Raw genomic sequence first — 14,428 nt, 5'->3', positions numbered from 1 at the left:
CGGGATTTTCTCGAGCGGCTTTTTTTGTGTCATTAAAGTTGTTCAAAATTTAAGCTCCCCAAGTGGTAGAAAACGTCCACGTAGTCACGGTTTGCATCGGGGGTCGGGGTATAACGGCTAATTATTGTATAGTCATCCCCCTGCGGCCACCCCGCTGGTAAGCTTATCGTTCCCGTAAAACCGGCGCGTGCAGCATTCAGGTACTGCCGTCCGTACAAGCGCATGATGTCTGGCCGGGCCAAACCTGTTGGCGTGTCGGCAACCGTCTGCCGGGCCAGCTCCCGTCCCCGAGTGTTGTCAAATAGGATTAGGGTATGGTAGCCACGAGCCAGGTTAGTGACCCGCCAACCAGCCACCGTTAATGCGGTCCGGCCACCAACTTGCCGGAGCAGGTGCTGGTCTACGTACCCGGCTTCCTGACCGGACAGTAGTTCCTGGGGCGCAAACCAGTAATCGGTATACTGACTGCCGTTGCCATTGCCGTTACCGGCAGCGCTGCTGGAGTACCGGCTGATAACCACGTAGCGGTGCCCCGGCACCAGGTTGAGGGCGGCTAAATCCAAGTCTAAGCTAAAACCGGACTGGCCGGCGTTGGCAACTCCCGGATAAACCCGTTGAACATCGGGACGGGCAACGGCGCTGACCAGGTAAGATTCCACCTGCTGGTTAGTCGTCGCGTCAAATAGAATAATGAAGTGATGCTGTTCAAACCGACTGACCCCATTCGCGTGCCAGCCGGCAACCTTTAGCCGGCCGTTGCTAACGGCAAAGTTATCCAGGGCGGCCTGGTTGCTGTACTGGCCGTCCGTCAACGGGGCAAACCAGTAGTCGACCGCGTTGCCGTTGCCGGCGGGGTCATCGGTATAGCGGCTCAACACCTGAACCCGCTGGTTAAAATTGAGGGCCGCCAGGGCAAAGTCCACGCTAAAGCCGGATTGCCCAGCGCCAGCAATGTGGCCGTACACGTTAGCAACGTCTGGCCGGTTCGCGCCCGCGGATACTAGCTGCCGCCCCACTTCATGACCATTATTCAAAATAATGATGTAGTGGTAGGCCTTTCCAGAAGCCTGGTTACTGGTGTGCCAACCGCTGAGCCGCAACTGGTCACCTACCACCGCGGCCCCGTCCAAATTGGCATAGTTGCCCTGGTCCACCGTCAGCGGCGCAAACCAGTAATCTACGTAATCACTGTTACCGTCCATACTACCGCTATACCGGCTGATTAATCGAATGCTAGTCACCTTGGCCAGTTTGGCCGCCAGGTCGAGCTGGGTTGCAAAGCCCGCCTTGGCGGCGTCATAAACGTTGTGGGCCCGCTGCACATCGGGACGGTCAACCCGGTGGGTCGCCACCCGCTGGAGTTCATGACCATTCTGGTCCAACGCAATCAAGTAGTGGTAGGGCCGACCTTGTGCGGCGTTGGTCGCGTGCCAGCCGGTAGCGACCAGCTGGCCGGTACTGCTAATAAAGGCCCCGTCCAGCCAGGCGTAGTTGCCATTGTCAGTTCGGTCCCAATCAGGGGTGACCGTCCCCTGGTTACCGAAATCGTGCTGGTTGTTATTGGCACCAGTCGCCCAGATGTAGTGCATATCAATGTTTTCCAAGCGGAAGGTAAATGGGGTGCCGTTCGACCAGGTTCCCCTGCCCGTTGTGTAAGTCAGGGACGGATACAGGGCCAGCGTGGTGATTGGTTGCTGGACGGTCAGAAAGTTCTGGGCGTGGCCGAAGAGGTCGCCGGCGTCATTGAAGAGCATCCCCATCAAACCATAGTAAACGCAGGCCCGCAAGTCGTCCATCGTCTTGATAGTAAACAATGGCACCGCGTTGACGTTGGCAAAATCGGTCCCGACCGCGCTGGCAAACGGCCGCGCCGCTAGGTTGGAGATCTGATCCACGTAAACCTGGTGGGCAGCGATGTTTTCCGACCGGCCCTGCAGGATCTCGTAATCGTGCCAGTGGCCATTGAGGAGCGACTCGTTGCGGAACTGGTATTCCAGGGCTAGTGCCCGCACCTGGTTGATGGTTCCGGCGTTTTGGGTAAACGGCGCCAAGCCGAATTCGGCCCGGGCCCGGTTGACCAAGTTGAGGCCGTACTGGTTGAGCTGGCTGACCTGGTCAGCGGTGAGGCTGTTGAGGTCAACCGCTTGAGCGGCCGCCGCGGTGTCAGACTGGTAATTATTATTGTAAATTCCCTGCTGGGCGGTCTGCTCAAAGGCATTGGCCGCGGCCTGGCTATTGACATTACGGACCGCGTCTAAGGTGTAGCCCGCCGGAAAGTTGATGGCCTGGGCCGCCTGAACTTGGGCCAAGTTGTTAGAATAGAGGTTGAGGCTGGTGGCCGTACTGGCCGGCGCTTAATTATTCACCGTCAGCTGCTGGCTAATCGGCGCCGCGCTTGTGGTGTCCGCCCGCGCGTTATTGCTCACCAGCACCAGACCAGCAACGGTCGTCACTGCTATCGTTGAAACTGCTTTAAGCCATTTATTATTCATCAGTAAATTCCCTTTAACTAAATTTTACGTATTAAATTGTACCCTATTTGAACGCCCCAGCGAAGCTTTTTTCAGCGGACCGCTGGCAAAGGCAGCTAAGACAATTCCGTCCCAATCCCTCGCGCATTGGCCCGGTCAACGATTTGACTAGCGACCACCACGTCCAAAACCGCTGAGCCGACTGTTTTAAAAAAGGTGATCTCGTCGGCACTCGTCCGGCCGGGGACCTGACCATTAACTAGCTGCCCCAACTCAACAATGTTTTCCCGCTGAATCTGCCCCGCGTGGAGGGTCGCAAGAAGGTCGCCGGCCTCGGCCAGCGCCCCATCCGCCGTATCGACAAAGATCCGGTTAGCCTGAGCAATGGCTTCCGGCGGGACTTCACACATCTCCGGCGTATACGCGCCGACCCCGTTGATGTGAGTACCGGGCGCAACCAACCGGCCATCAAAGACCGGGTCATGGGCGGTCGTCACGCAGGTAATGACGTCAGCCGCGTTGACCACCTGGTTGGGGTCCGGAATCGCGACCAGGTCAGCCGCAAAGTGGTCCGCAACCCACTCCCGCTCCCGGTTAACAAAGGTCCGGGCCCGCTCGTAATCACGGCTCGCAATGTAGACCTTGGTCAGCGGCCGCACCGTCAGCAGCGCAATTAATTGGGCGCGGGCCTGACCGCCGGTGCCGATTAGCAGGCCCGTCTTACTGTCGGCCCTGGCAAGCAGGTCGGTGGCAGCGCCCTGGACGGCGCCAGTCCGCAGCTGGGTTAGGTAGGTGCCGTCGAGAATGGCGGGAACGATTCCGGTATGCGCGTCCAGTACCACCATCGTAGCCGGAACACTGGGCAGCCCCCGCTGGATGTTCTTTGGATACACCGAAACAATCTTCATCCCCAGGGCGGGGGCACTGCCGCGAACGTAGCCGGGCATAAAGAGGCTTCGACCATTTTGGTCAGCAATGTTCAGGTTAGTGCGGAGGGGCACGGCGGCCTGACCGGCGGAGTAACTAGCTAGGGCCGCTTTGTCAGCGTCGATGGCGTCCTGCATGGAAAAGCAGGCCTGGATGTCAGCGGATGATAGGTACTTCATGGTGAACCTCCTAAAGGATAATAATTCTGTAAGCGATTTTATTTTAGCATAAAAAGCGGGGCCACCAGCACCATCAGAGGTCAAAAAGGGCCTGTGACAAAACTATGTTTTGTCACAGGCTCTCGTTTTAGTTCCGAATATTTTAAAGATATCACGTGACCCAACCCAAGGACTTAGAGTCTAGCTACGGACAATCACCGGCCCGTGCCGTGCCAATGATCGTCCTAGGCTAGCCTTACAGTCCCTAACCGTGGGTTGGGTCACAGCTCCCTGAAGATACTTAATTGTCAATAACGACCCGGGTGCCAGTTGGAACATTGTGCATGATCCAGTAAGCGTCGGGGATCGAAAGCCGGATACAGCCGTGGGAACCCTGGTTGATTCCCAGCTGGGCCGCCTCACCCGGCTTGTAGTTGCCCCAGCGGTCAGTTGGTACCGTGTGGAAGAGGTATTCCCCGTGATTTAGGAAGGACGTCCAGTAGTTGGCCCCTTCACCTAAGGCACCATTATAGAAACTGTTCCCCCGCTCATCCTGAATGTAGTAGGTCCCCAGCGGCGTGGTGCTGACCCCGTTTTGGTAGTAGCCAGCGGTACAGTACATCGTGTAAACCACGTCATTGTTGTTCATCAGGTAGACCCGGTTTTGGCCGATCCGCACGTGGATCCAGAAGTTATTCAGCTGGCTCAGGTTCGGGTAGGCAAAGTATTCTGACGGCTGACGGTAGTCAATCGGTGTCCGCATCGCATTGATCGAAACCAGGCCAGACCATTCGTCGACCGCGTTGCCGTTCCCTGCAGCGTCGTCGGTAAACCGGTGGATAATCCGCACCATGTGGTGGTTGAGCTGGCCAGGGATGTTGAAGCCAAGTTGGTAACCGGAATTGCCACTGTTGTAGATCGCCGGTTCGGCCTTAGCAACGTCAGGCCGGGCGCAGTTCTTATCCAAGACCTCCTGCCGGTAAAGTTCACGGCCCGTTTGGTTGTCGATAAAGATCAGGTATTGATATGGCTTGCCAACGGCTTGGTTGCTAGCGTGCCAACCGGCAACATAAATACTTTGCGGGCTGACTTGAATTGCGTCAAAGTGCCCGGCACTAGAAGCGTAAACCGGACTGTATTGGTCATCACAATTCCCATTCCCGTACTCATCGTCAGAGAAGCGCAAAATTAATTGCATCTTCCCCGTAATTTGCGCGGGATCAAGTCTAACCATCGTAGAGAAGCTACTGTTAGCACTATTATAAACCCCACCATAAATCTTTGCGATATCCGACCGCTTTGTTAGGTGAAGGGCTGATCGATTGACCTCTCTACCATCATTCATGACTAATAAATACGGATGACGCTTGTTCAGCGACTGATCGCTGATTACCCAGCCACTGACCTGCAGCCCCTCCTCAGTCATCTTGACACCCTCAACATAAGAAGCACGCTGGTTAAGCGTAAACGGTGCAGACCAAAAGTCAGTATATTGACCGGCTCCGCCATTTCCACTGTTACTGGTTGAATAACGGCTGACAATGGCATAACGGTGATCTGGTTGCAGGTTCAACCCGTTCAACCCAATTTGCCCTTTAAACCCTGATTGCCCAGCACCGGCAACGTTGGGCAAGAAATTAGCAATATCAGGACGGTTTACCCGTGCAGTGTTAACGGATGCTACCTGAGAATTGCTTGTCAGGTCGAAGAGAATTCCAAAATGGTTAGTTTCAAACGGCGCTAATGTACTAGCATGCCAGCCGCTAAAGGACAAATGCTGACCATCACTCAAGTTGACCGTTTCTAGCCAGCCCTGGTTGACTTGATTATTGGCACTGACAATCGGGTTGAACCAGTAGTCTAGATAGTCACTGTTACCATCGGTACTTCCGGAATAGCGGCTGATGACTTGAAGCCGGTGGCTCAGGTTAACATTGTCCATAGCAAATTTAGCAACAAAGCCAGATTGATCGGCATGATAAACACCAGGAAAGGCCTTGGCAACATCAGGGCGGGCGACTGGAGTATCAACTCTTACCCGGGCCACTTCCCGATTAGTTGTCCGGTCAAGCAAAATAATGTAATGGTAACCCTTATCAGCAACCAAATTGGTCGCGTGCCAGCCGTTTAATACTAGCTGTCCATCAGCAGCGCCAACCGAGTCAAGATTGGCCCGATTAGCACGGTCAATCACGATTGGCGTAAACCAATAGTCCGCCGCGTTACCGTTCCCGGCCGGATCGTCAGTGTAGCGGCTGATAATTTGGACCCGGTCAAGGGTTGCCAAGCGCTGGCCGAGGTCAAAACTGGCAGTAAAGCCAGACTGCGCGGCACCGGCAACCGGGTGAACCCGCGCAACGTCGGGACGGTTAGCCGCACTTTCGGTGACATCTTGCCGGGCAATTTCTGTGTTGCGTGTCGGGTCGAAGGCAATAATGTAATGATATTGCCGCCCCCGCGATGCGTTCGTGGCGTGCCAGCCGCTGACCGTCAACGTGCCGTCTGAGTTCAAATTGGTCTGGTCTAGCCAGGCATAGTTGCCGTGGTCGTTTAAATTGACGTTAGCCTGGTCGCCGTTTGAACGCGGAACCTGGTTAGCATTCTGTTGAGAGCTAGTTACGACAGAAGGTTGCTGGTTGGTACCCCCCCAATTTTTGCAACCGGTTGACTGAACTGCTGGATAACTGGCGCAGCTGCTGCCGAATCAGTGGCGGCCTCCGCCTGTCCCGCGCCAACGGTAATCCCGAGCGCAAGCGCAAAGAGCGTCGCCGTGACCCATAGTTTTCCGTGCTTATATAACTTCTTGTGTTCTTTCATCGGACTAAAACTTCCTCCCCCAATGAGATTTCCTGCTTATTATACAACGGGAACTTATTCTAAGGGTAATTTTTCAGGTAACTGCCGATTTGTGCAGGAAACGAAAATTCACCTATTTTCACCACCAGCCCTTTCCCGTATAATAAAAAAGTATTTTTATTTGGGAGGAAGAAGATGAAAAAGACATTTATCGTAATTGTTGCTTTGGCGATCGTCATCGTATTTATCAAATTCTTTTTGCTTGTGGGCGGAATCGTCGCCCTGGGGGCCAGCGGCTACTTTATTTACCAAGCAGTGCGCAACAAGGCTGAACGGCACGCCTTACTTAAAAAGCGGGTACTGCCCGCGGTGCTTGTGATGATCCTGTGCTTCGGCTTTACCGGGGCCCTTGCTGGTAACCAGCAGACTGGCCACCATGAAGAAAGCAGCAGCGCTAAAACCAGCCATAAACATTCTACCCGCAGCTCCAGCAGTGATGATGCGGATGACGAAAGCAAAGATGAGGACGCTGACGCGGAATCCAGCGCTGAGCGTAGCGATACTAGCGAATCAGCCGCCAAGGACGAGGACACCAGCGATGCAAGCAGCACTGCGCCATCAGCAACTGCCGAATCGACTAACACGACGGTACGCAATAATGGTGACATGACGACCGACCAGGCGGGTACGATCGTCGGTAACAGCCGGACGATGGTTTACCACACCCCAGGCCAGCACGGTTACCGGATGAACACTGGCAATGCCGTCTACTTCAAATCGGAAGCCGAAGCCCAAGCCGCCGGCTACCGGAAAGCATTACGTTAAAAATAAACCAAGCTCGTTACTGGCACACTAGTGGCGGGCTTGGTTTTTCTGCTTAATTATATAGATTACTGAGGTCGTCGACTTGCGCTCTTAGCTCGGGACCAAAGTCAACCAGGTCCGCTTGCGTAATGACCTGCTGGCCTAATAGCTGGACAAGAATCGTCAGCATTGACCGGCGGGATACTTCGCATATCACTCCCGGTGAGCGGCGGTCGGCCTTGATCCTTTTTTCCAGTCGCCAGAAATTAGCTGACGCAAGGTCATCACTACGCAAGATTTGAATATATTCCTGATTAAGTTTCTTCATATACCGCTCCTGCCATTGCGGCAACAATTGCCGGTACAGCTTCCAATCACTTTTGGAAATATCGTTCATCGACTTTCACCTCTGTCGGGCACGTGTTCACCTTATTTTTCTACTTCTGTTGCTAGTTTACCACTGACCAGCCGAATTACCTGTTCCCCTGTCCTATTCTTTACTAGCTCAAGCCAGGAAATCCATAAGTTAGCTCCTCTAATTTATAAGGAAGTAAAAGTGGAGGGATAATTATCATTACATCAGTGTTTAATAAGGTCTATACAACAAAATAAAAAGAAAGCAAAAAGAAAAAATCATAACTATTCATAATCTAGTTATAAATAGTCCTCGTACTCTTTCATTATAGCAATTGTTTTATGTGACTAAAACTTATGTACGTACTCGTAAGTCAAATTACTCTAAATGAGTAGAAGTAGTTTAAAAAATACTCAAGTGATATTAAAAGGTTCAATATCACTTGAGCTTACTCATAAATTACTTTTATTTTCCGCCAAAAGCAGCTTCTACTTCAAATGCTCTGCCAAAAAGTCCTCAATAATCTTAAAGACCTGCGGTTGCAAGAACTTTACGTCCATGTGCTCGGCACCCTTGAGGACATAAAGATCAGCGGGGACGTGCTTCTCAGTTAATTCATCGTAAAGACGCTCACTGTCCTGCACCGGCACTACCTTGTCCTCAGTGCCGTGGAAAATCAGGAACGGCACGGTATTCTGGTCAATGTAGGTCAGCGGGTTCGCCGCCCGATCCAGCTCTGGTGCCGCTTCGGGTTCTGCCCCTAGTAAGTTCCGGTAAACGAAGTCAAAGTCATTTGTTGCACTGCCCTGCTTAGCACTCAGCGGATCCACAACCCCGTAAAAGGGAACCGCCGCCTGAACAGCACTTGAAACATCAAGGTGAGCGCCCCGGTCAAATTCTTTATGGCCATTTGTCACCCCTAACATGCTGGCCAGGTGCCCGCCGGCAGACTCCCCCATCGCGACAAAGCGGTCTGGATCGGCCTGAAAGCGGTCGGCATTCGCCCGCAGATAGCGAACCGCCGCCTTAGCATCTTCCAGTTGGCCGGGAAATTGAACCTTGTTGCTGTCGCGGTATTCGACGCCGACCACGATGTAGCCGGCGTGGGCCAAGTCAACCAGGTCCGGCAGGTGAACGTTATTGTCAGTGTCCATCCAGCCACCACCGGCGAACCAAAAGATCACCGGGTAGCGTTTATCATCGCCCGTTTGAAAGTGGCGAATCACGGTCAGCTTCAGGTCGCGGGTAGTGTTGCCCAGCCAACCTGGCACTTGTGCGTAGGTAATATCGGTGTCCATCCACAAACCATCACGAACTGCTGGTACATCAATCGTCTTCTTCATCGTGAACAACTCCTTATTCCTAATCTGATCGCCTTGATTGTAACAAATAATCAGAGCCTAATAAACCAGTGGAGGTTAAACCCTAAAAAGCAAGTAGCCCGCGCCCAAACTTAGGCGCGAGCTGCTTTATATCACAGTTCTATTTTATAAACTACCACTTTCCTGTTGAATCACCTCTGCGGATAACCGATTGCCGAGTTTTACCGCTTCATCAATCGCCATTCCTTCCTGAAGGCCAGCCAATACACCACCACAATGCGTATCTCCAGCACCAATCGTGTTAACGATCCTAACCTTTTCAGCAGGAATCACCCGTCCGCCACCCGCGTCATAAAGGTATGTTCCTCGTGCTCCAAGAGTAACAATGACCGGGGTCTTGGTCTTCCGGTAAATATCAGCCGCCTGCTCAGCAAGAGTTCTTTCCTTACTCAGATAACCAACTTCGTCTTCGTTCGCGTTGATAATTGTATCAGTTTTCAAAAGTTCGGTTAAAACCGCTGACTCGATATGACTAATCCGGGGTGAAGCATCGAACAGGATTCGTGCCCCCGGTTTCCGTCCACTCAACCACTTTAGGATTACCCGTGCTGCTTCGGGGTTTTCCATTTCGTACCCGCTGATGTAGAAGTAGTCGTAATCACTTAAGTTAATCTTCTTAAACCAACGCTCATCCCAGTGCTGTTCGATTCCCGGAACGGTAATAAAGGTCCGCTCTCCCGAGGGCTCAACCAGGCACAGGTCCCAGCCATTATCAAACGAATTTTCCTGCAAAATAACCGGAATTCCTTTTTTCTTCAACGTTTGTCGGACGATCTCCGCATACTGGCCATCACCAACGGGAACCAGTAAGTCAGTACTGTCCTTTCCCAAATAATAGCTAATTGCTCCGTAGACATTGAAGGCACAGCCGCCAACATTATTGGACTTGAACTTAGCGGTAGCATCACCGCCAGATTCTGGCATCTGTGCAATATCCATAATGACATCTACAAACGCCGCCCCCAGGATCAGACTTTTGCTAGCCATGCTGCTCATCCCCAGTCTTCTTGTCATTCTTTACAAACAGCGAAAGTACAAACATCACGACAATTGCGGCGATTCCCGAAACGAAGACTGCTAAACTGCTATTATTTTCAAAAATCCCGTGGGCAAACGGGCCCCTGTAAACAGCATTTGACGTGAAGAGGAAGCCAAAGACCGTTGCAATAACCCAGGAAATAATTCCCGGCCAGTTATAACGCACCGGCGAATCTTCCTTCATCAAAAAGACAGCGTAGCCCTGTCGCCGGTAAATGACGTTATCCACCAGGAAGATGGCTACCCAGGAGGCTAAGCAAATTCCCAGGAAGTTCAAGAAGAGCTCAAAGTTGGTTAGGAAGTTGCCGGAGATAAATAAAACGTAGACAGAAATGACGACAATAATTAGGGCATGGATTATCAGGGAAGTCTTCTGGGTAACTTCAATTCCAATTGTCGCTAGGTTGATTCGCGCGGACCTGAAAGACACCAGGCATTGTGGAATAATCCCACCGGCCGCAACTAGGAAGTACAGAAAGCCGAACCAGCTTGGAATCGCGTTATACATTACCTGATAGGGATCACTGGCGGTTGCCAAACTAGGCGAAATCGTACTTAATAGGATCCCGCCGGCCATTAAAATGAATAGTGGCGTTGCGGCCCCCATTGTAGTGTTCCAAAATGTTGCGGATAATTTAGTGTCAGGCCGGACATAAGCTCCCCAGTCGGCGGCAGCCATTGACCAGGAAATACTCGACCCCGCCGCAACGAAGGCAACCGCTGGCAGCCAGTCGGTCACCCAACTACCGGATTTCATCGAAAAGGCTTCATCCCAGTTAGCGTTCATTAAGAACATAATCAGCATCACTAAGGTCAGAGCACCAAAAATCCAGCTTAGCCAGGTTTGAATTTTAGCCAGGATATCTTCCTTAAAGACCCCCGATAAAATAACCAGACCGGCAAATATTACCAAGCAGATCAGCTTCGTAAAGCCGGTTTGGGGTACTCGAATGGTCTTCAGCATCGCCGAAAACAACAGCGTCCCGGTAATCACGTTGACGGCCAGCCAGCCGACCATGTTAAGCCAGGCCATAAAGTTCGGAATCTTATTACCATAAATTCCGAAGGCCGCCCGGCTCATCTTAAAGGTCGTTACCCCTTCACGCCGGCCGATCATCGCCACCCAGCCGGGGATTGCAAAGGTTAAGGCCCCGATTAGCGCCGCCGTAACGGATTGCCAAAATGATAACCGGTAGCTGACAATAATGGCCCCATATACAAAGCCCATTATCCCAATATTCGCCGCAAACCAATTGTAAAACAATTTTCCTGGACTTAACGTCTTATCTGCTTCTGGAACCTTAACGAAGTCGTTATTCATGAGAAATCACCTCATCATTTCCTAGCCATTAAAATTGCTAATCTGTTGTGCAAACTCCTTAATATTATGTTGTGGATTTTTATTATCAATTAAATTCTTCCAGTCAGCTGGGATTGCCTTGGCGCCAACTTTAGCCCCGCAAATCGCGGTTGCCATGGCACCGATCGTATCCGTATCGCCACCTAAATTAGTGCAGATAATCGCACTCTTTTTTACGTCCCGGGCATAGTAGGCAATTGCAACGGCAGCCGGAATACTTTCAGAAACCATCGTCCCGGTCCCAACCGTGTTGTAAATGGCCTTGCTAAAGGCTTCATCGTCACCAGCGTATTTCTGGGCGAGCTGCAGGCCAACCTCAAGCCGCTCCTTGTTGTGGGCCGCCCAGGTTGGTGCCCCGAGCTTGAAGCCGGCATCGTTTGCTTTTTCTGCGTAGGCAATAATGCTGTCCCAGTCATAATCCGCCATCGCAGCTGTTACCGCGCCAGCCACCATCGCAGCACCGCTGATGGCGACGTCGCTGGAGTGGGTGATTTTGGTAACCGCATAAACCATTTTAACAAGCTCATCTAGCTGGTCAGGGACATACAGGGTTCCAATTGGTGAAATCCGCATCCCACAACCATTGGTTAACGCCGACTTGGTTACTTCGGACGGGTCCTTGCCTTCCTTGACCAGGGTCAGGGCCGCCTTGCTGCTGGGCCCAAGGATATTATTGGTCCAGGCGCCGACCTGGTCAGCCCACTTCATAATGTGCTTAACGATTACCTTCGTGTCCGGTTGCCAGTTAGTTTCAATTAGGGCATCCAAAATGGCGAAGGCTTGGTTGGTATCGTCGGTGTACTCACCAGCTTTGAAGTTAATCGCGATGTCGTTATCTTCGGTGCCGTCCAAAAAGGTTGTAATGTGCTTGCCAAACTTGGCTTGAATTTGCTGAATTGACCAAAGCTCGGTTGGCATCCCCATTGCGTCACCAATTGCCTGTCCATACAACGCTCCCAAAATTTTATCAATGTCTCTCATGCTGTGCACTTCCTCTTACATTCCTAAGGTCAGATCAAATTCTGCATAGTGACTGTAAATTACCTTCACTTTTTCGACCGTTTCACCATTCTGGTCATGAACGACCCCTTCGGCTTGCAGCAAGGCAGAATGTTCATCACAGTCGAGTAACTGAGCTTCTGCTTGATTAGCCGACAGGGCTGACATCCGCAGCAATGAGGTTGACGGATAGGTCTTATATTCCTGTCGGATAGTTTCGTACAGGGACTGTTTGGAAAAATCATAGTTGTTCAAGCCGGGAAACCGTTGTAAGTCAAGCACTGACTCATCAAGGGTCATCGGGGTCAGGTTTTGATCTGCTTTAATTAACCGTAAACGCCGAAGAACGTAAAGTTCTCGCCCATTTTCGTGCTTCACCTCCGCCGAAATAATCTTATTAACGGCGACCGCACCAATTTGACGGGCATAGTCAGAAAAGCCCTTAAAGTTAAAGAGCTTAACCCGCGGCTTGGTCTGTCGGACAAAGGACCCTTTGCCTTGAACTTTTTCAATCAGGTTCATCTGTTCAAGGTCTTTTAAAGCCTTCTGCACCGTCGTCCGCGTGACATCAAACATTTTTGAGTATTCTGTTTCCGAAGGCAGTTTATCCCCAGCCTTTCTATTAGTAAAAATATCATTCTGAATTGCTGAAACTATTTGTGCACGCAAGTTACCATTCCGATCTAAATACATTATTACCATCCTTACTACTTGAGTACTCAAGTACATATTAACACCAATTCACGGAATAGCAAGCGCTTTCTTTGAATGGTAAAACATAAATAATAATGCGGGCAGCTGGATAAAAAACTTCCATAAGCAGTGAAAGGATGTCTGACAACCTAGCAATCCCATCTGTTGCAACAAGTACTAATACTTAGTAGCACACACACAAGGTCAAAAAGTGGGCTGCAAATGTAAAAGAATTTAAAAATGGTGGTGAATTGAGATGGATAATAACGAAAGAAATCCATTTGATCCGAGTTTGGGGACTCCGCCACGGATTATTCTCCCAAACTACCAAAGTGATTTTGAGGGTCCCGCGTCAGTTGCTCAAGCAATCGCGTACGACGATCCGAACCGGGTCATTTTTATCACCGGTCTGCGGGGATCTGGGAAAACCGCTCTTCTTACTCAAATTGAACAGCAGGTGATGAAGCTGGCTAACACGTACGTAGTGGAAATCGACAATAACCAGCGAATGGTCCAAAACTTTGGCCATAATTTAAAAAATATTTTTAAGATCCACAGTCTTACGGATAAAATTGCTGCAATTTCGGTGATGGGGTTTGGCCTTAGCTTCAGCAAAAACAATGAGGATTACACGACCCAGGACATTGAGAATTTCATGACAATGCTGACTAAGCTCCACAAACGGGTCGTGATCTTTATTGATGAATTTAACCATAAAGAAAACACCCGAGAGTTTATCCAACTCCTGCAAAACCTGAAGCGGCACAATCTTAACTTCTACTTGGTCGCTGATGGCTTGCCAAAAATGATCTATGACATTGAGCATGACCAGACGCTGACCTTTTTAAAACGCGCCCGGCATATCCAAACCACGATGCTGAACCTGAACGAGATTGAGATGGAATACCAGAAACACCTCGACTTCGACCCAGGTGTTACCCACCAAATTGCTCAACTGACCGGTGGCTACTCCTTTGGCTTTCAACTACTCGGCTACAAACTGTGGAACGCCACCAAGCTTGGCCAGCAGCCGGCCAATCAGCAAACCTTTGACGCGATTAAGCCGCTATATATTCAAGACCTATTCACGCAAAGCTACGACATCATCTTTGACAATCTTTCCAACCACGACCATGAATACCTGGTCGGAACGGCTAATAACCTGACGACAAGCCAAATTGCCGACTTAATGGATTACCAAAAATCGGCCAAACAGCAGCAAAACTACGTTAACCAGTACCGGCGGCGGATGATTCAGCAGGACCTGATTAGCCCCGCGGGCAATGGTCGGGTCCAATTTAAGCTGCCACTGTTCAAGGAGTACCTAGTTGATACGCAGAATCCCGACTCGATTCGCTATAATCCGTTTTATTGATTTGAGGATAGAGTTACTATTAAATAGCCGATTTTTACAACGCCTATATGCCAAACGAAAAGCCCAGGGA

The 14,428-nt window shown here is 50.9% G+C and carries 13 protein-coding genes; 2 read left to right on the top strand and 11 right to left on the bottom strand.

Translation table 11 applies throughout. From position 1 onward, the window contains the following. Nucleotides 1–32 precede the first annotated feature (32 nt). From HMPREF0494_RS08155 to HMPREF0494_RS11650, 5 genes are all read right to left on the bottom strand, one after another. Nucleotides 33–2,309, bottom strand: coding sequence for an SEC10/PgrA surface exclusion domain-containing protein (locus tag HMPREF0494_RS08155; RefSeq protein WP_007124482.1), 2,277 nt, complete (start codon nucleotides 2,307–2,309; stop codon nucleotides 33–35). Nucleotides 2,310–2,354: 45 nt separating this feature from the next. After that, a complete protein-coding gene (locus tag HMPREF0494_RS11655; protein ID WP_007124481.1) occupies nucleotides 2,355–2,492 on the bottom strand; it encodes a hypothetical protein in 138 nt (45 codons plus the stop codon). A 95-nt stretch (nucleotides 2,493–2,587) separates the two neighbouring features. After that, nucleotides 2,588–3,577 carry an ornithine cyclodeaminase gene (locus HMPREF0494_RS08150; protein WP_040458967.1) on the bottom strand — a complete coding sequence of 330 codons (990 nt, stop codon included), beginning with the start codon at nucleotides 3,575–3,577 and terminating at the stop codon, nucleotides 2,588–2,590. A 280-nt stretch (nucleotides 3,578–3,857) separates the two neighbouring features. Continuing rightward, complete coding sequence (locus HMPREF0494_RS08145; protein WP_007124479.1) at nucleotides 3,858–6,068, bottom strand: L,D-transpeptidase; 2,211 nt, start codon at nucleotides 6,066–6,068, stop codon at nucleotides 3,858–3,860. Between the two features lie 104 nt (nucleotides 6,069–6,172). Further along, a complete protein-coding gene (locus HMPREF0494_RS11650; protein WP_007124478.1) occupies nucleotides 6,173–6,373 on the bottom strand; it encodes a KxYKxGKxW signal peptide domain-containing protein in 201 nt (66 codons plus the stop codon). A gap of 174 nt (nucleotides 6,374–6,547) precedes the next feature. On the opposite strand from HMPREF0494_RS11650, the gene HMPREF0494_RS08135 reads away from it, so the two are divergent. Beyond that, a complete protein-coding gene (locus tag HMPREF0494_RS08135; RefSeq protein WP_007124477.1) occupies nucleotides 6,548–7,177 on the top strand; it encodes a sunset domain-containing protein in 630 nt (209 codons plus the stop codon). Nucleotides 7,178–7,229: 52 nt separating this feature from the next. On the opposite strand, the gene HMPREF0494_RS08130 is transcribed toward HMPREF0494_RS08135, so the two are convergent. The 6 genes from HMPREF0494_RS08130 to HMPREF0494_RS08105 all read right to left on the bottom strand — a co-directional run bounded on the left by HMPREF0494_RS08130 (nucleotide 7,230) and on the right by HMPREF0494_RS08105 (nucleotide 12,983). Beyond that, nucleotides 7,230–7,484, bottom strand: a complete 255-nt coding sequence (locus HMPREF0494_RS08130; RefSeq protein ID WP_225430235.1) for a multidrug transporter — start codon at nucleotides 7,482–7,484, stop codon at nucleotides 7,230–7,232. A 515-nt stretch (nucleotides 7,485–7,999) separates the two neighbouring features. Then, a complete protein-coding gene (locus HMPREF0494_RS08125) occupies nucleotides 8,000–8,854 on the bottom strand; it encodes an alpha/beta hydrolase (RefSeq protein ID WP_007124475.1) in 855 nt (284 codons plus the stop codon). 144 nt (nucleotides 8,855–8,998) lie between these two features. Then, complete coding sequence (locus tag HMPREF0494_RS08120; protein ID WP_007124474.1) at nucleotides 8,999–9,880, bottom strand: PfkB family carbohydrate kinase; 882 nt, start codon at nucleotides 9,878–9,880, stop codon at nucleotides 8,999–9,001. Then, the gene (locus HMPREF0494_RS08115; RefSeq protein WP_007124473.1) at nucleotides 9,873–11,252 is read right to left on the bottom strand and encodes a purine-cytosine permease family protein; all 1,380 of its coding nucleotides are present in this window, start codon (nucleotides 11,250–11,252) and stop codon (nucleotides 9,873–9,875) included. Before HMPREF0494_RS08115 ends, HMPREF0494_RS08120 begins: the two co-directional genes overlap by 8 nt. 21 nt (nucleotides 11,253–11,273) lie before the next feature. Beyond that, nucleotides 11,274–12,272, bottom strand: coding sequence for an ADP-ribosylglycohydrolase family protein (locus tag HMPREF0494_RS08110; protein WP_007124472.1), 999 nt, complete (start codon nucleotides 12,270–12,272; stop codon nucleotides 11,274–11,276). 15 nt (nucleotides 12,273–12,287) lie between these two features. After that, nucleotides 12,288–12,983, bottom strand: a complete 696-nt coding sequence (locus HMPREF0494_RS08105; RefSeq protein ID WP_040458966.1) for a GntR family transcriptional regulator — start codon at nucleotides 12,981–12,983, stop codon at nucleotides 12,288–12,290. A 256-nt stretch (nucleotides 12,984–13,239) separates the two neighbouring features. Here HMPREF0494_RS08105 and HMPREF0494_RS08100 point away from each other — a divergent pair, with 256 nt between their 5' ends. Continuing rightward, nucleotides 13,240–14,358, top strand: coding sequence for an ATP-binding protein (locus HMPREF0494_RS08100; RefSeq protein ID WP_007124470.1), 1,119 nt, complete (start codon nucleotides 13,240–13,242; stop codon nucleotides 14,356–14,358). The last annotated feature ends 70 nt before the right edge of the window (nucleotides 14,359–14,428 follow it).

The sequence above is a fragment of the Limosilactobacillus antri DSM 16041 genome (assembly GCF_000160835.1).
GTDB classification, from domain to species: Bacteria; Bacillota; Bacilli; order Lactobacillales; family Lactobacillaceae; genus Limosilactobacillus; species Limosilactobacillus antri.
This window is presented reverse-complemented; position numbering and strand designations above follow the sequence as displayed.

Coding starts and splice junctions, on each gene's coding strand:
- HMPREF0494_RS08110 (WP_007124472.1), bottom strand. CDS start 12,272: ATGAGAGACATTGATAAAATTTTGGGAGCGTTGTATGGACAGGCAATT.
- HMPREF0494_RS08150 (WP_040458967.1), bottom strand. CDS start 3,577: ATGAAGTACCTATCATCCGCTGACATCCAGGCCTGCTTTTCCATGCAG.
- HMPREF0494_RS11650 (WP_007124478.1), bottom strand. CDS start 6,373: ATGAAAGAACACAAGAAGTTATATAAGCACGGAAAACTATGGGTCACG.
- HMPREF0494_RS08130 (WP_225430235.1), bottom strand. CDS start 7,484: ATGAAGAAACTTAATCAGGAATATATTCAAATCTTGCGTAGTGATGAC.
- HMPREF0494_RS08100 (WP_007124470.1), top strand. CDS start 13,240: ATGGATAATAACGAAAGAAATCCATTTGATCCGAGTTTGGGGACTCCG.
- HMPREF0494_RS08105 (WP_040458966.1), bottom strand. CDS start 12,983: ATGTATTTAGATCGGAATGGTAACTTGCGTGCACAAATAGTTTCAGCA.
- HMPREF0494_RS08120 (WP_007124474.1), bottom strand. CDS start 9,880: ATGGCTAGCAAAAGTCTGATCCTGGGGGCGGCGTTTGTAGATGTCATT.
- HMPREF0494_RS08115 (WP_007124473.1), bottom strand. CDS start 11,252: ATGAATAACGACTTCGTTAAGGTTCCAGAAGCAGATAAGACGTTAAGT.
- HMPREF0494_RS08125 (WP_007124475.1), bottom strand. CDS start 8,854: ATGAAGAAGACGATTGATGTACCAGCAGTTCGTGATGGTTTGTGGATG.
- HMPREF0494_RS11655 (WP_007124481.1), bottom strand. CDS start 2,492: ATGAATAATAAATGGCTTAAAGCAGTTTCAACGATAGCAGTGACGACC.
- HMPREF0494_RS08135 (WP_007124477.1), top strand. CDS start 6,548: ATGAAAAAGACATTTATCGTAATTGTTGCTTTGGCGATCGTCATCGTA.